Here is a 15,330-nt window from a genome sequence, read left to right as displayed (position 1 = left end):
CTTATTGTTCGGTTCGCTAATGCGCGAGATTGAATCCACTATATGACAGGAAATGCGTTGCTTAAATTGATATATTAACAATGTGACATTGCAATTATTGCAATGTAAATTTGTGGAGCTTGTCTCATGGATTTACGCGATCTAAAAACATTCCTGCACCTGGCGGAAAGCCGTCATTTTGGCCGCAGCGCACGCGCCATGCACGTCAGCCCTTCCACACTTTCGCGTCAAATCCAGCGGCTGGAAGAAGACCTCGGGCAACCGCTGTTTGTCCGCGATAACCGCACCGTCACCCTGACCGAAGCGGGGGAAGAGTTACGCGTTTTCGCGCAACAGACGTTATTGCAGTACCAACAACTTCGCCACACCATCGATCAACAAGGCCCGTCGCTCTCCGGCGAGTTGCATCTGTTTTGTTCGGTGACCGCCGCATACAGCCATTTGCCGCCGATCCTTGACCGTTTTCGCGCCGAGCACCCTTCGGTTGAGATTAAACTCACCACTGGGGATGCCGCCGACGCAATGGAAAAAGTGGTGACCGGTGAAGCGGATCTGGCGATTGCCGGCAAGCCGGAAACACTCCCTGGCGCAGTCGCGTTTTCCATGCTGGAAAACCTGACGGTCGTGCTGATCGCCCCGGCGCTACCCTGTCCGGTGCGTAACCAGGTTTCGCAGCCCGAGCCGGACTGGTCAACCGTGCCGTTTATCATGCCGGATCAAGGCCCGGTACGGCGCCGCATTGAGCTGTGGTTCCGTCGCCATAAAATCAGTAACCCCGCAATTTACGCCACCGTGGGCGGGCATGAAGCGATGGTGTCGATGGTGGCGCTGGGCTGCGGCGTGGCGCTTATTCCGGAAGTCGTGCTGGAAAATAGCCCGGAGCCGGTGCGCAATCGCGTTATGATCCTTGAGCGTAGCGATGAGAAAACGCCGTTCGAACTTGGCGTTTGTGCGCAAAAAAAGCGGCTGCATGAGCCGCTTGTCAGTGCGTTCTGGCAGATCCTGCCAGGCCATTAACCCGCAAGAAAAAAGCGGAACGCCGGGTTATGGGTTTCGTCGTGGCAATCGTAGCCCAACTCATTGAGCCGGGTTTCAAAATCCGGCTCATGCTCGCCCAGTTCGAACGCGGCCAGTACGCGGCCATAATCAGTGCCGTGGCTACGGTAATGAAACAGCGAGATATTCCAGTGCGTGCCGAGCGTATGCAGGAACTTCAGCAGCGCGCCCGGTGATTCCGGAAACTCAAAACTGTACAGGCGCTCCTGTAACGGTTTCGATGGCCGCCCGCCAACCATATAGCGCACATGCAGTTTCGCCATCTCATCATCGGAGAGGTCCACCACGCTGTAGCCACCGTCGTGCAACAGGTCGAGGATCTCTCTGCGCTCTTCCAGCCCGCGGCTCAGGCGCACACCCACAAAGATGCAGGCATCTTTGGCATCGGCAAAGCGGTAGTTAAATTCCGTTACCGAGCGTCCGCCAAGCAACTGGCAGAACTTCAGGAAGCTGCCTTTCTCTTCGGGAATAGTCACTGCCAGTAGCGCTTCGCGCTGTTCACCCAGCTCGCAACGCTCGGAGACATAACGCAGGCCGTGGAAATTAACGTTCGCACCGGAGAGCACATGGGCCAGCCGCTCGCCGCGAATATTGTGTTTGGCGATGTATTTTTTCATTCCCGCCAGCGCCAGCGCGCCGGACGGTTCCGCCACCGCGCGGACATCTTCGAACAGATCTTTCATCGCCGCGCAAATCGCATCGCTATCGACGGTGATAATGTCGTCGAGATACGTCTGGCAAAGACGGAAGGTTTCATCGCCAATGCGTTTTACCGCCACGCCTTCGGCAAATAGCCCAACGCGCGGCAGATCCACCGGATACCCGGCATCCAGCGCCGCTTTCAGGCAGGCAGAATCTTCCGCTTCGACGGCAATCACTTTGATTTGTGGCATTAATTGTTTGATCAACACCGCAACGCCCGCTGCCAGACCGCCGCCGCCTACCGGCACGAAAACGCGATCGAGATGCGCGTCCTGTTGCAGCAACTCCAGCGCCAGCGTGCCCTGCCCGGCGATCACCATCGGGTGATCGAACGGCGGGACAAATGTGAAACCCTGCTGTTCAGAGAGCTCAATGGCTTTCGCTTTCGCTTCGTCAAAGTTCGCGCCGTGCAGCAGCACCTCACCGCCAAAACCGCGCACGGCATCGACTTTGATATCCGCCGTCGCCACCGGCATCACGATCAGCGATTTAATACCAAGGCGCGTTGAAGACATCGCCACGCCCTGCGCGTGGTTTCCCGCCGAGGCAGTTATCACGCCGTGCGCTTTTTGCTCGGCGGTCAGCCCGGCAATCATTGCGTACGCGCCGCGCAGTTTGAAACTGTGCACGGGTTGTCTGTCTTCGCGCTTCACCAGAATGACGTTATCGAGACGCGACGAGAGCTTTTCCATTTTTTGCAGCGGCGTGACTTGCGCCGCTTCGTAGACCGGTGCGCGCAGCACCGCCCGAAGATATTCCGCCCCTTCGGGGGCGGCGGAAAGGGGTTGGGATTCGGCCATCATCAACCTCCCAGTTTGGATTTGTCGCGTACCGCGCCTTTATCCGCACTGGTCGCGAGGCTGGCGTAAGCGCGCAGCGCAAAGGAAACCTGACGTTCGCGATCAACCGGTGTCCAGGCTTTATCGCCACGGGCTTCCTGCGCTTCGCGGCGCGCAGCCAGTTCACGATCGCTCAGTTGCAGCTGAATACCACGGTTCGGGATATCAATCGCGATGATATCGCCATCTTCAATAAGACCAATGTTGCCACCGCTGGCCGCTTCCGGGGAAACGTGACCAATGGAAAGGCCAGACGTACCGCCAGAGAAACGACCATCGGTGATCAGTGCACAGGCTTTGCCCAGCCCCATCGATTTCAGGAAGCTGGTCGGATAGAGCATCTCCTGCATACCTGGCCCGCCTTTTGGCCCTTCGTAACGAATCACTACCACGTCGCCAGCGACAACTTTGCCACCGAGGATCGCTTCAACCGCGGCGTCCTGGCTTTCATACACTTTTGCCGGGCCGGTAAAGGTCAGGTTGCTGTCATCCACGCCGGCGGTTTTAACGATACAGCCGTTTTCCGCAAAGTTTCCGTACAGCACGGCCAAACCACCGTCCTGGCTGTAAGCGTGTTCCAGCGAACGAATACAGCCTTCGGCGCGATCGTCATCCAGTGTGTCCCAACGGCAATCCTGCGAGAACGCTTGTGTGGTGCGAATGCCCGCCGGACCGGCACGGAACATCTTTTTCACCGACTCATCTTCCGTCAGCATCACATCGTATTTTTGCAAAGTTTGCGGCAGGGTCAGACCGAGCACGTTTTTCACGTCGCGGTTCAGCAAGCCTGCGCGATCTAACTCACCCAAAATACCCAGTACACCACCGGCGCGGTGAACATCTTCCATATGGTATTTCTGCGTACTCGGGGCAACTTTGCACAGTTGCGGTACGTTGCGGGAAAGCTTGTCGATATCACTCATGGTGAAATCAATTTCCGCTTCCTGCGCGGCGGCCAACAGGTGCAGAACAGTATTGGTGGAACCGCCCATGGCGATATCCAGCGTCATGGCGTTTTCGAACGCGGCTTTACAGGCGATTGCGCGCGGCAATGCTGAGTCATCGTCCTGTTCGTAATAGCGCTTGGTCAGTTCAACGATGCGTTTGCCCGCGTTGATAAACAGATCCTTGCGGTCGGCGTGCGTCGCCAGCAGCGAACCGTTACCCGGCTGCGACAAGCCCAGCGCTTCGGTCAGGCAGTTCATTGAGTTGGCGGTAAACATGCCGGAACAGGAACCGCAGGTCGGGCACGCGGAACGTTCAACCTGCTCGCTCTGATCGTCAGACACTTTCGGGTCCGCGCCCTGAATCATCGCATCGACCAGATCGAGTTTGATTATCTGATTAGAAAGTTTGGTTTTCCCGGCTTCCATCGGGCCGCCAGAAACGAAAATCACCGGAATGTTCAGGCGCAGGGAAGCCATCAGCATCCCCGGGGTGATTTTGTCGCAGTTGGAAATGCACACCATCGCGTCAGCGCAGTGGGCATTGACCATATATTCAACGGAGTCGGCGATCAGCTCGCGGGAAGGCAATGAGTAAAGCATGCCGCCGTGGCCCATGGCGATGCCGTCATCGACGGCGATGGTATTGAACTCTTTCGCCACGCCGCCTGCGGCTTCGATTTGCTCCGCAACCAGTTTACCGAGATCGCGCAGGTGAACGTGACCAGGCACGAACTGGGTAAACGAGTTCACGACGGCAATAATCGGTTTGCCGAAATCGGCGTCGGTCATCCCGGTTGCGCGCCACAGCGCGCGGGCACCCGCCATATTGCGCCCGTGGGTGGTGGTGGCGGAACGGTACTTAGGCATGCTCTTTTACTCCCGTCTGTCTTGTCGATGGGGTGGTGCGTGCCATCCCATATTTATTTGCTATACCCTAAATAATTCGGGTTGCAGGAAGGCGGCAAGCGAGCGAATCCCCAGGAGCTTACATAAGTAAGTGACTGGGGTGAACGCGTACAGCCAACACACCTACAACCTGAAGTATGACGAGTATTTATGGATTAACTTGATCCAACCAGCCCCACTTATCTTCCGTTTCACCGGTGAAGAGGCCAAAGAATGCTTGCTGAATACGTTTGGTGACCGGGCCGCAGCGACCTTCGCCCACCTGGATACCATCAACACTGCGTACCGGGGTGATTTCCGCCGCCGTGCCGGACATAAATACTTCATCCGCCAGGTAGAGGGATTCACGGGACAGTACCTGTTCGCGAACTTCGATATCCAGATCTTTTGCCAGCTTGATGATGGCGTCGCGGGTAATGCCCGGCAGCGCAGAAGAGGTGAACGGCGGGGTAAACAGAATGCCGTCTTTCACTTCGAACAGGTTTTCACCTGCACCTTCTGAAATATAACCGTTCACGTCCAGCGCGATCCCTTCCTGATAACCGTGACGGCGCGCTTCGCTACCGACCAGCAGCGAGGAGAGGTAGTTACCGCCCGCTTTAGCGGCAGTCGGAATGGTATTTGGCGCAACGCGGTTCCAGGAAGAAACCATCGCGTCGATCCCCTGATCCAGCGCTTCTGCGCCCAGGTACGCCCCCCACGGGAACGCAGCGATAATCACGTCGGTGGTATAGCCAGCCGGCGGGTTAACACCCATGCCAACATCACCAACGAAGATCAGCGGACGAATGTAAGCGCTGGTCAGATTGTTTTTGCGGATAACTGCGCGGCAAGCTTCCATCAGCTCATCAACGCTTTGGGATACCGGGAAACGGTAAATTTTTGCGGAATCGCGCAGGCGCTGCATATGCTCGCGATGGCGGAAAACAACCGGGCCTTTGTGCGAGTCGTAGCAACGGATACCTTCAAACACAGACGTACCGTAGTGCAAGGCGTGAGACATCACGTGAACTTTTGCGTCTTCCCAACGTACCATCTCGCCATTGGACCAAATGTAGTCTGCTTTTTTCGTCGTCATTGTTCTTCCTTTTGCGCTTACGCGCGGATTTGTTGTGTTTGTGATGATGTGGCGCGTTGCCGGATATCAACCCTGGCAACATCGACAAGTTTGCTCAACTGGCTAAACAGTAATTCGACAGGCCGCGGGCTGGCAACGGTCAATTCGATATTTATATTCTGCGCATCGCTGGCGGTTTCCATATTCATGGCGCATACCTGAAAACCACGATGGCGTACCACGCGCAATACGCGTTCTAATGTTTCCGGATTAAAGCGAGCTTCAACAGCGACTTGATGTTGCTTCATGATAATTTCTCCAGCATTTGTGAGTTACTGGCACCCGGTGGTACCAGTGGCCAGACATTCTCAAGTTCGTCGATTGAGACATGAAGCAGGTAAGGCCCAGTGCTCGAAAGCATCGTGTCGAGTGCCGCTTCAACCTGGTCTTTACGGGTAATGTGCTGGCCTGGGATGCCGAAGGCGCTGGCCAGCATGAGAAAATCGGGGTTATCGGTCAGGGTGGTTTCACTGTAACGCTCGTTGAAAAACAGTTGCTGCCATTGACGAACCATTCCTAAGCGCTGGTTATCCAATAAAACGATCTTCAGCGGTAATTGTTTGCGTTTTACGGTGCCCAACTCCTGAACATTCATCATGAAGGAGCCGTCACCGGAGATACAGATAACCGTATCGTCCGGGCGCGCGACTTGCGCCCCCACGGCGGCAGGCAACCCAAAGCCCATCGTGCCTAACCCACTGGATGTGATGAAATTTTCCGGGCGATTAAAACTCAAATGCTGGGCAGACCACATCTGATGCTGACCCACATCGGTCGTGATAACACTGTTTTCCGGCTTGCGCTCGGAAAGCTGCTTTAACAACAGCGGCGCGTAGATAGACTCGCCAGGATGGTCGTAACGCCAGGCATGCTCGCAGCGCAGATCTGCGTTGTATTGACGCCATTCGTCAATGGCCAGTGCCTGCTGCAATGCGGGCAGCAGCGTATTTAAATCACCTTGCAGGGCAATGTGCGCCTGGCGCAGCTTGCCCATTTCCGCCGGGTCGATATCCATATGGATAACGCTGGCATGCGGGGCAAAGGTATTCAGCTTGCCCGTAACGCGATCGTCAAAACGTGCGCCAACAGCAATCAGCAAATCGCATTCTTGCACGGCAAAGTTTGCCGCTTTCGTCCCGTGCATGCCCAACATACCGAGGTAATACGCATAATCAGGTTCAACGGCGCCCAACCCTTTCAACGTGCAGGCTACGGGCATTTGCGTTACAGCCAAGAATTCACGCAACACAGGAACGGCTTGCGCCATGCCAACGCCGCCGCCGACATATAGCATCGGTTTGTTAGCCTGAGCGAGCATTTGAAATGCTTGATTCGCTTCGGTCTGAGGAAAAGATATGTCCTCAGCGACCATGGCGAAATGCGGTTCCAGATCGCCAACGGCCAGTTGGATATCTTTTGGAATATCAACCAGAACCGGGCCAGGACGCCCGGAATTAGCCACGTGGAAAGCTTCAGCCATCACGCGCGGCAATTCTTCCAGTGATTCGACGAGAAAACTGTGTTTCGTGCACGCCAGGGATAAACCTAATATATCCACTTCCTGAAACGCGTCGGTACCGATAAGCGGGGCAGCAACCTGACCGGTGATCGCCACAACCGGAACGGAATCCAGCAGCGCATCGGCAAGACCTGTGATTAAGTTGGTCGCGCCAGGTCCAGAGGTGGCAATGCACACGCCAGTTTTACCGGTAGAACGGGCATAGCCAATAGCCGCCATCGCTGCGCCTTGCTCATGTCGGCACAATAGGTGTTCCACGCCGCCGTCATACAGTGCATCGTAAACCGGCATGATTGCGCCACCCGGATAGCCGAAAACAGCATCGACTTTTTGTGCCCGCAACGCATGTACAACCCATTGTGCTCCATTCATAGCTACTTCCCCGTTGTATAACTGGAGAAACAGAATTTTGTGCTACCAGCCATTCTCTGTTCTCCCTATATGTTTTTAAGTCATAAAAAAACCCCCGGACCTTTCGGTGCGGGGGTCTTAGTTCGTTAAGGCTTGTTTTTTAAGCCTTTCCTCGTCCAAGTGCAGCCCCGCACGGTGGGATAATAATCACCACCACGCTAATCACGACAAGGCTAATCACTCGTAGAAGGGTTTTCATATTTGTTCGTTCTGGCTTCATGTTCGAAGGAATGCCTAAAGAGGTAACACAGATTTGCGACATGACACAAGAAAAAATTATGCCGGGTTTTATGGCTGGTCTGAAAATTTGCAAAAAAACCGTTGTTTTATATGACAAAAAAGTATGGTGAAAATATTTCACGCTTTACCGGGCAATACACGTGATGCGAACACGCTTCCAATGAAATGAAAATGGCTAAATCTTGCTGCTAAAAGTTGCGAAGTTTCACGTAAATCTGCCATTTCAGCCATGAAATGATCAAGCTCAAAACAGATAATACGAAAGACAAGGAGGGCTTATGGCGTTGTCTGTAATTTATACAAGGGCGGTTCTGGGCGTGACGGCACCACTGGTAACAGTTGAGGTGCATATCAGCAATGGGCTTCCGGGGCTGACCATTGTTGGTCTGCCAGAAACCACCGTTAAAGAAGCGCGCGACCGGGTCCGTAGTGCCGTGATCAACAGCGGCTATGAGTTTCCGGCGAAGCGGATCACCATTAATCTCGCGCCAGCCGATTTGCCAAAAGAAGGAGGAAGATACGATTTACCTATCGCTATCGCGCTTCTGGCGGCCTCTGAACAGATAAACGTATCAGAACTCAGTCATTACGAGTTCGTCGGCGAGCTTGCTCTTACAGGCGCTTTGCGGGGAGTTCCCGGCGCTATCTCATGTGTTATTGATGCAGTGAATGCAAGCAGGCAAATCATTATTGCAAAAGAGAACGAAGCGGAAGCGAGCCTGGCCGAAACACCGGCGTGCCTGGTGGCAAACCATTTGCTGGAAGTATGCGCATTTCTTGAAGGTAAAAAGACGTTATCTCCTCCGGAACCTTTAACGTTCTGCGAAGAAGTACATAGTGAGGATTTAAGTGACATTATCGGGCAGGAGCAAGGGAAACGGGCATTAGAGATAACCGCAGCAGGAGGTCACAACCTGCTGCTCATTGGGCCGCCGGGTACGGGCAAAACTATGCTGGCCAGCCGGATGGGCGGTTTGCTGCCTCCATTAAATAATCGTGAAGCGTTGGAAAGCGCAGCTGTAATGAGCGTGGTGAATACCACAGCACTCACCCACCACTGGAAGCGCCGCCCGTTTCGGGCTCCCCATCATAGCGCCTCATTAACCGCAATGGTGGGCGGTGGTTCAATACCCGGTCCTGGTGAAATTTCGCTGGCACACAATGGGGTACTCTTTCTGGATGAGTTACCGGAATTTGAACGCCGCGTTCTGGATGCACTGCGTGAGCCGATTGAATCTGGACAAATTCATATCTCACGGACAAGAGCGAAGGTCACTTACCCCGCGCGTTTCCAATTAATTGCCGCGATGAACCCCAGCCCAACCGGGCATTACCAGGGCAACCATAACCGCTGTTCACCGGAACAAACGTTACGTTACCTTGGGAAGTTATCCGGCCCCTTTCTCGACCGTTTCGACCTTTCGCTGGAAGTACCGTTGCCCGCACGGGGTCTGATGAGTGAACCACAACAAAAAGGTGAAAGTAGTGAAACCGTAAGGGCGCGCGTGATGACAGCACAGGCGCGACAACATAATCGCCAGAAGAAATTGAATGCGCGGCTTGAGAGCAGTGAAACGAAGCAGTTTTGTTTACTGAGTAGAGAGGATGGACGCTGGCTGGAAGAAACTTTATCGCGGCTGGGTTTGTCTGCCCGCGCCTGGCAAAGGCTGTTGAAGGTAGCGCGAACTATTGCAGATCTGGAACAGCAGGAGAACATCCATCGAACGCATTTGCAGGAAGCGCTAAGCTATCGCGCTATGGATAGGTTACTCATCCACCTGCAAAAAATGCTGGCGTAAAAAAAGGGGCCATCGCCCCTTTTTCCCTTTAATCGTCAGAATCCGTGTAGTCTTCAGTGCCTTCCATCTGGGGTTTACCACCTGACAGAGTGTGAAAACGCTTCGGACGCTTAATACGTGCCATATACTTGATCCACACGCGTTCAGCTTCTGTGTTGGGCTCACGCTCACCACGACATACTGCGACGAACTGGTTCTCTTCTTCAGTCACCGGTTCGCGTTTACCGAGTTCCAGCTCGTTAAATGCATAACCATGGCGTTCAAGCAGCTGCGCCTCTTTGATGGTGAAATCACCGTGGCGAGAGAACCCGCGTGGATAATTTTTGTTGTCGAAAAAACGATTCGTCGTCGTAAAGCTTTCCGCCATCCTGCACGCTCCTAATTCTTTGGCCGAGCTAATTATGGCGCGGAGTATTAGTTACGCTTGACAGAGTGTAAAACAAAACATTTAAATCATTACGACAAATTTTTTTGTGGAGAAAACCTTGGATACGGAATTATTAAAAACTTTCCTCGAAGTAAGCAGGACTCGTCACTTCGGGCGTGCAGCCGAAGCACTCTATCTGACACAGTCCGCGGTGAGTTTTCGTATTCGCCAATTAGAGAACCAACTTGGGGTCAATCTTTTTACCCGCCATCGTAATAACATCCGCCTGACAGCAGCAGGAGAGAAGCTTCTCCCCTATGCAGAGACGCTAATGAGCACCTGGCAGGCGGCGCGAAAAGAGGTGGCGCATACTTCACGGCATCATCAGTTTTCGATTGGTGCCAGCGCGTCGCTTTGGGAGTGCATGCTAAGTGACTGGCTTAGCCGCCTCTACGATCGGCAGGGGAATTTACAATTTGAAGCACGTATTGCTCAACGACAATCGCTAGTTAAACAGCTACATGAGAGACAACTGGATCTACTGATAACTACTGAAACGCCTAAAATGGATGAGTTCAGCAGCCAATTGTTGGGGCATTTCACACTCGCGCTCTACTGCGCCGCGCCTGAAAAGAATAAAGCTGAATTAAACTACCTGCGCCTGGAATGGGGGCCTGATTTTCAGCAGCATGAATCTGAGCTGATCGCTACTGATGATGTGCCAACGTTAACGACCAGTTCAGCAGAAGTAGCGCATCAACAATTACCTCAGTTGAACGGTTGCACATGGTTGCCCGTCTCGTGGGCAGAGCAAAAAGAGAAACTGCACCTTGTTGCTGACACCGAAACCCTTTCCCGTCCGCTTTACGCTATTTGGTTACAAAATAGCGACAAACAGAATCAGATCAGAGATCTTTTGAAAATCAACGTGATTGATTAAATGCGCATAGCAAGGACGCTGTGCGCACCTTTATTAGTGAAGGAAAGTCTGGAAAAAGGCAAAAAAAAATCCTTAGCAGATGCTAAGGATTATTTCTGGCAGGGGCGGAGGGACTCGAACCCCCAACACCCGGTTTTGGAGACCGGTGCTCTACCAATTGAACTACGCCCCTAATTAGGGTGGCGGAACGGACGGGACTCGAACCCGCGACCCCCTGCGTCTCCCCATGCGAGAGTAGGGAACTGCCAGGCATCAAATAAGAAGAACCCCGACCGAAAGGTTGGGGTTTTTTGCTTTTTAGCGCCAGAAAAAGCCGTCAAACTAACGGGTTTGGTGAAGCCAGAGCAGTACAAATTCCGCAATCTGATCAATGTCATTTAAATCGAGCAGCGGAACATCCAGTGTCAGTTCAACATCACTGGCAATGGCGATAACGTGATCATCCAGCGTCAGTTCTTCCAGGTGATGCCCACAGTCCTGCCGCCAGAGCATGATCTTTGGCACCTGCTCATGTTTAAAACCTTCCACAAGCACCACATCCAGCGTTGTCTCATCCATCCTGCTGACCAGCCAGGCGAGATCCAGCTCTGTTTCTTCTGGCATTTCCGTCATCAATGCCCAGCGTTGTGAGCTGGCAACCAGCGTTTGTGCGGCTCCTGCTTTACGTAACTCGTAGCTGTCCTTGCCGGGTTTATCGACATCCATATCATGATGAGTATGTTTAATTAATCCTGGACGAATGCCGCGAACACACAGCGCTGGGATTAGTTTTTTCAGCAGTGTCGTTTTACCTGTTCCGCTCCAGGCGGCAACAGCAAGCAATGGAATCATGGTTTCTCCTGCCAATGAGCGAGATCTTCAGGCGTATTCACATTGGCAAACGCAGTTTTGACATCACTAAAATCCACCGAATGGCCACCTACCTGACGCAAAAATACCATTACCCGACGCTCACCCTGTGCCAGATACGCCTGTAAAGGTGGCAAAACATCACGATGCACCAGCGCAATCGCTGGATGATCGCGTTCGCCATCGTGCACCCATACAGCTGGAACCTGCAAACATCCCTTCCATAAGCGCGCCAAAAGATCCTCGGGCACATGTGGTGTATCGCATGGGCAAAAGAGAAACCATTCCCCCGGATAGTGCTGTAAAACAGACGATATGCCCGCCAGTGGGCCAGGAAAACCATTCATCATGTCTGTTACAACAGGCAGACCGCTGACACGATAAATGTCGAGATTGCGATTGGCGCTAATCACTACACTGTCGACCTGCGGTTTCAGCCTTTGGGCAACATATTGCCAGAGCGGCTTGCCGTTAAGTTCCAGCAATCCTTTGTCTTTTCCCCCCATACGTGACGCTTTCCCGCCCGCCAGTATCACGCCAGTTACTGCACCACTATCAGCCACTAATATCGCCTCTTTTATTGTGGGTTTGAGCCTGCTAACGTGTCTGTTCCAAAAGAAAGGAGCACGACGATGAAATGTAAACGCCTGAATGAAGTTATCGAACTTCTACAGCCCGCATGGCAGAAAGAGCCTGAGCTTAATTTAGTGCAATTTTTACAGAAACTGGCGCAAGAGTCAGGTTATGACGGCGAACTGGCGGATTTAAGTGATGACATCCTGATCTATCATCTAAAAATGCGTGATTCTTCAAAAGACGCGGTGATCCCGGGCATTCAAAAAGATTACGAAGAAGATTTCAAAACCGCGCTACTGCGCGCCCGTGGCGTAATTAAAGAGTAAAAGCTTGTAAGCGGTGCCACCGGAAACGTCATGAAATGATATCCTGAATCATTCGTCGAATTTTCGGATCCCAGGATGACCTGCAACGCCTTCACTTTCCAGACACTTCACCCGGATACCATTATGGATGCGCTGTTTGAGCAGGGGATCCGGGTCGACTCCGGTCTCACACCGCTCAATAGTTACGAAAATCGTGTCTATCAATTCCAGGACGAAGACCGACGTCGCTTTGTGGTGAAGTTTTATCGCCCGCAACGTTGGTCAGCAGACCAGATTCGTGAAGAGCATGAATTTGCCCTTGAGTTGCAACAAGATGATGTTCCGGTCGCTGCACCGCTCGCCTTTAATCATCAAACTTTGCTCACCCATCAGGATTTCTATTTTGCCGTTTTCCCAAGCGTTGGCGGCCGCCAGTTTGAAGCGGACAACCTTGATCAAATGGAATGGGTCGGGCGCTATCTTGGTCGCCTGCACCAAACCGGCAGCAAAAAACGCTTTTCTAGCCGCCCGGATATTGGCGTAAAAGAGTATCTGATTGAACCGCGACAGCTTTTCGAAACAACCACGCTTATCCCGGCAGGATTAAAAGACGCGTTTCTGCGTGCGGTAGATAAACTTATTGATGCAGTAATGGCGCAATGGCACAGTCGCTTTAACCACCTGCGTCTGCACGGGGATTGCCATGCCGGGAATATTCTCTGGCGTGACGGACCCATGTTCGTTGACCTGGACGATGCGCGTAACGGCCCTGCGGTTCAGGATTTATGGATGTTGCTGCATGGCGATAAAGCCGAGCAGCGCATGCAGCTGGAGATGATCGTCGAGGCTTACGAAGAGTTTTGCGAATTCAATACCGCTGAGCTTGGCCTGATTGAGCCACTGCGTGCTATGCGCCTGGTTTATTATCTGGCGTGGCTTATCCGTCGTTGGGATGATCCTGCCTTTCCTAAAAATTTCCCCTGGTTGAACAGTGAAGATCACTGGCGCAGGCAGACGCTGATTTTTCTTGAACAGGTGAACGTTCTGCAAGAACCACCTTTAGCATTAACACCCATGTATTAAACGGAGAGAGTTAACCATGAAGAAGATTTGGCTGGCGCTGGCAGGAATGATTCTGGCTTTTAGCGCCTCAGCGGCAGATATTACTGACGGCAAGCAGTTCATAACTCTGGATAAACCTGTTGCGGGTGAGCCGCAGGTTCTGGAGTTTTTCTCGTTCTATTGCCCGCACTGCTACGATTTTGAACAGGTATGGCACGTTTCTGATGCGGTTAAGCAAAAGTTGCCACAGGGTACAAAAATGACCAAATACCACGTTGAGTTCCTCGGGCCGCTGGGTAAAGAGCTGACTCAAGCCTGGGCCGTTGCGATGGCGCTTGGTGTGGAAGATAAAATTACTTCTCCGATGTTCGAAGCGGTACAAAAAACCCAGACGGTACAGTCCGTTGCTGATATTCGTGACGTATTCATCAGTGCGGGTGTGAAAGGCGAAGAGTATGACGCGGCGTGGAACAGCTTTGTGGTGAAATCGCTGGTTGCTCAGCAAGAGAAAGCCGCTGCTGATTTGCAGCTTCAGGGCGTTCCGGCCATGTTCGTGAATGGTAAATACCAGGTTAATCAACAAGGTATGGATGGCAGCAGCCTGGATGCCTTCGTGAAAAGTTACGCGGATACGGTGAAGTATCTGATTGAGAAGAAGTAAAAATAACGCCGGTTAATGACCGGCGTTTTTAATAGCATCGATGCGTTCGTCTTTAGCGAGCCATAGCTTATTCAGCCATTGCTGAAAGCCACGCTTAAAGTTTTTATCATTGACATAATCCCCATGCAGTTCTTTATTTATCGGCAGCAAATCAATACGCACGACAATACGTGTCAGTTTGCCGCTGAGCATATCCAAAAATGGCGTCCGGTCGTTTTCGGGGTAGCACAGCGTGACATCCAGCAATTTATCGAATTGTTTACCTAACACATTTAGCGCCATAGCAATGCCCGCTGCTTTGGGCGGCAACAAATTCTTAAAGGAGGAACGTGTTTGACGACGTTTTTCTTCAGTAAAGCGTGAGCCTTCAACAAAATTCACAATTGTGGTGGGGTGAAGGCGAAATTTCTCGCATGAACGACGTGTTGTTTCGACATCTTTGCCGCGTCGTTCCGGATGGCGAATAAGGTAATTTCTGGAATAGCGGCGCATAAACGGCATATCCAGCGCCCAACACGCCAGCCCAATAAATGGAACCCAGGCCAATTGCTGTTTGAGGAAATATTTATTCATTGGAATATGTTTGCGAAACAGGACACATAACACCACGATATCTGACCAGCTATGGTGATTGCAGATCAGCAAATACCAGTTCTTTTTATTCAGCCCTTCCAGACCTTGAATGTCCCATTTCAGATGTGGATTGAGATATAGCAGCCAGCAAAGCCCTTCACACCAGCAATACATCGTAAAATTACAAAAGGCAGAAATCACGCGCCACAGCGCCGGGATAGGGAGCAATAATTTTATTATCCCGGCAATGATAATCGGCACGGAGCAAACAATAGTAATCAGTATGGTAAGCAGGACACTCAAAATCAGAGTGGTTACTGCAAGCAATCTCGACATGATAATAGTATTCAGAAAGTTAGCTGCTTAAAGCACACTAAAGAAAGCGCAAGGCGCTGATTTTACCAGAAAACGCTTCACAGCAATGTGTAAACCTTGCAAAGCTGCCGGGACAAGATGAGGGC

General features: G+C 52.3%; 16 protein-coding genes and 1 tRNA gene. 6 read left to right on the top strand and 11 right to left on the bottom strand.

Going from position 1 to position 15,330, the window contains the following annotated elements; all coding sequences use genetic code 11:
- Nucleotides 1-126: 126 nt before the first annotated feature.
- A complete protein-coding gene (ilvY, locus tag Q5705_18850) occupies nucleotides 127-1,017 on the top strand; it encodes an HTH-type transcriptional activator IlvY (protein ID WLI76606.1) in 891 nt (296 codons plus the stop codon).
- Here the strand turns inward: ilvY and ilvA are convergent.
- The 6 genes from ilvA to ilvL all read right to left on the bottom strand — a co-directional run bounded on the left by ilvA (nucleotide 1,014) and on the right by ilvL (nucleotide 7,696).
- The gene (ilvA, locus tag Q5705_18845) at nucleotides 1,014-2,558 is read right to left on the bottom strand and encodes a threonine ammonia-lyase, biosynthetic (protein WLI79063.1); all 1,545 of its coding nucleotides are present in this window, start codon (nucleotides 2,556-2,558) and stop codon (nucleotides 1,014-1,016) included. The genes ilvY and ilvA overlap by 4 nt on opposite strands.
- Before the next feature lie 2 nt (nucleotides 2,559-2,560).
- Nucleotides 2,561-4,411 carry a dihydroxy-acid dehydratase gene (gene ilvD / locus Q5705_18840; protein WLI76605.1) on the bottom strand — a complete coding sequence of 617 codons (1,851 nt, stop codon included), beginning with the start codon at nucleotides 4,409-4,411 and terminating at the stop codon, nucleotides 2,561-2,563.
- Nucleotides 4,412-4,598: 187 nt separating this feature from the next.
- Nucleotides 4,599-5,528, bottom strand: coding sequence for a branched-chain amino acid transaminase (locus Q5705_18835; protein ID WLI76604.1), 930 nt, complete (start codon nucleotides 5,526-5,528; stop codon nucleotides 4,599-4,601).
- A 17-nt stretch (nucleotides 5,529-5,545) separates the two neighbouring features.
- Entirely contained in the window at nucleotides 5,546-5,815 is a 270-nt protein-coding gene (gene ilvM, locus Q5705_18830) for an acetolactate synthase 2 small subunit (protein WLI76603.1), read from the bottom strand.
- Nucleotides 5,812-7,458 carry an acetolactate synthase 2 catalytic subunit gene (gene ilvG / locus Q5705_18825; protein WLI76602.1) on the bottom strand — a complete coding sequence of 549 codons (1,647 nt, stop codon included), beginning with the start codon at nucleotides 7,456-7,458 and terminating at the stop codon, nucleotides 5,812-5,814. The genes ilvM and ilvG overlap by 4 nt, the downstream gene beginning before the upstream one ends.
- Nucleotides 7,459-7,597: 139 nt before the next feature.
- Nucleotides 7,598-7,696, bottom strand: a complete 99-nt coding sequence (gene ilvL / locus Q5705_18820) for an ilv operon leader peptide (protein WLI76601.1) — start codon at nucleotides 7,694-7,696, stop codon at nucleotides 7,598-7,600.
- A gap of 319 nt (nucleotides 7,697-8,015) precedes the next feature.
- Between ilvL and Q5705_18815 the strand changes: the two genes are divergently transcribed.
- Complete coding sequence (locus tag Q5705_18815; GenBank protein WLI76600.1) at nucleotides 8,016-9,536, top strand: YifB family Mg chelatase-like AAA ATPase; 1,521 nt, start codon at nucleotides 8,016-8,018, stop codon at nucleotides 9,534-9,536.
- A gap of 28 nt (nucleotides 9,537-9,564) precedes the next feature.
- On the opposite strand, the gene Q5705_18810 is transcribed toward Q5705_18815, so the two are convergent.
- On the bottom strand, nucleotides 9,565-9,903 hold the full coding sequence (locus Q5705_18810; protein ID WLI76599.1) for a DUF413 domain-containing protein: 339 nt from the start codon (nucleotides 9,901-9,903) through the stop codon (nucleotides 9,565-9,567).
- Nucleotides 9,904-10,009: 106 nt separating this feature from the next.
- Between Q5705_18810 and hdfR the strand changes: the two genes are divergently transcribed.
- A complete protein-coding gene (gene hdfR / locus Q5705_18805) occupies nucleotides 10,010-10,843 on the top strand; it encodes an HTH-type transcriptional regulator HdfR (GenBank protein WLI76598.1) in 834 nt (277 codons plus the stop codon).
- A gap of 96 nt (nucleotides 10,844-10,939) precedes the next feature.
- Here the strand turns inward: hdfR and Q5705_18800 are convergent.
- The 3 genes from Q5705_18800 to mobA form a co-directional block, all read right to left on the bottom strand.
- A tRNA-Trp gene (locus Q5705_18800) sits at nucleotides 10,940-11,015 on the bottom strand.
- A 149-nt stretch (nucleotides 11,016-11,164) separates the two neighbouring features.
- A complete protein-coding gene (gene mobB, locus Q5705_18795) occupies nucleotides 11,165-11,689 on the bottom strand; it encodes a molybdopterin-guanine dinucleotide biosynthesis protein MobB (protein WLI76597.1) in 525 nt (174 codons plus the stop codon).
- The gene (mobA, locus tag Q5705_18790; protein WLI76596.1) at nucleotides 11,671-12,255 is read right to left on the bottom strand and encodes a molybdenum cofactor guanylyltransferase MobA; all 585 of its coding nucleotides are present in this window, start codon (nucleotides 12,253-12,255) and stop codon (nucleotides 11,671-11,673) included. The genes mobB and mobA overlap by 19 nt, the downstream gene beginning before the upstream one ends.
- A gap of 69 nt (nucleotides 12,256-12,324) precedes the next feature.
- Between mobA and Q5705_18785 the strand changes: the two genes are divergently transcribed.
- The 3 genes from Q5705_18785 (at nucleotide 12,325) to dsbA (ending at nucleotide 14,296) form a co-directional block, all read left to right on the top strand.
- Entirely contained in the window at nucleotides 12,325-12,594 is a 270-nt protein-coding gene (locus Q5705_18785) for a YihD family protein (GenBank protein WLI76595.1), read from the top strand.
- 75 nt (nucleotides 12,595-12,669) lie between these two features.
- A complete protein-coding gene (locus tag Q5705_18780; GenBank protein ID WLI76594.1) occupies nucleotides 12,670-13,656 on the top strand; it encodes a serine/threonine protein kinase in 987 nt (328 codons plus the stop codon).
- Between the two features lie 16 nt (nucleotides 13,657-13,672).
- A complete protein-coding gene (gene dsbA / locus Q5705_18775; GenBank protein WLI76593.1) occupies nucleotides 13,673-14,296 on the top strand; it encodes a thiol:disulfide interchange protein DsbA in 624 nt (207 codons plus the stop codon).
- Between the two features lie 12 nt (nucleotides 14,297-14,308).
- Here dsbA and Q5705_18770 read toward each other — a convergent pair whose 3' ends face one another.
- Entirely contained in the window at nucleotides 14,309-15,205 is an 897-nt protein-coding gene (locus Q5705_18770) for an acyltransferase (protein ID WLI76592.1), read from the bottom strand.
- Nucleotides 15,206-15,330: the final 125 nt, after the last annotated feature.

The organism is Kosakonia sp. H02, from assembly GCA_030704225.1.
In the GTDB taxonomy this organism is placed as follows: Bacteria; Pseudomonadota; Gammaproteobacteria; order Enterobacterales; family Enterobacteriaceae; genus Kosakonia.
This window is presented reverse-complemented; position numbering and strand designations above follow the sequence as displayed.

Coding starts and splice junctions, on each gene's coding strand:
- ilvY (WLI76606.1), top strand. CDS start 127: ATGGATTTACGCGATCTAAAAACATTCCTGCACCTGGCGGAAAGCCGT.
- ilvA (WLI79063.1), bottom strand. CDS start 2,558: ATGGCCGAATCCCAACCCCTTTCCGCCGCCCCCGAAGGGGCGGAATAT.
- ilvD (WLI76605.1), bottom strand. CDS start 4,411: ATGCCTAAGTACCGTTCCGCCACCACCACCCACGGGCGCAATATGGCG.
- Q5705_18835 (WLI76604.1), bottom strand. CDS start 5,528: ATGACGACGAAAAAAGCAGACTACATTTGGTCCAATGGCGAGATGGTA.
- ilvM (WLI76603.1), bottom strand. CDS start 5,815: ATGAAGCAACATCAAGTCGCTGTTGAAGCTCGCTTTAATCCGGAAACA.
- ilvG (WLI76602.1), bottom strand. CDS start 7,458: ATGAATGGAGCACAATGGGTTGTACATGCGTTGCGGGCACAAAAAGTC.
- ilvL (WLI76601.1), bottom strand. CDS start 7,696: ATGAAAACCCTTCTACGAGTGATTAGCCTTGTCGTGATTAGCGTGGTG.
- Q5705_18815 (WLI76600.1), top strand. CDS start 8,016: ATGGCGTTGTCTGTAATTTATACAAGGGCGGTTCTGGGCGTGACGGCA.
- Q5705_18810 (WLI76599.1), bottom strand. CDS start 9,903: ATGGCGGAAAGCTTTACGACGACGAATCGTTTTTTCGACAACAAAAAT.
- Q5705_18785 (WLI76595.1), top strand. CDS start 12,325: ATGAAATGTAAACGCCTGAATGAAGTTATCGAACTTCTACAGCCCGCA.
- Q5705_18780 (WLI76594.1), top strand. CDS start 12,670: ATGACCTGCAACGCCTTCACTTTCCAGACACTTCACCCGGATACCATT.
- dsbA (WLI76593.1), top strand. CDS start 13,673: ATGAAGAAGATTTGGCTGGCGCTGGCAGGAATGATTCTGGCTTTTAGC.
- Q5705_18770 (WLI76592.1), bottom strand. CDS start 15,205: ATGTCGAGATTGCTTGCAGTAACCACTCTGATTTTGAGTGTCCTGCTT.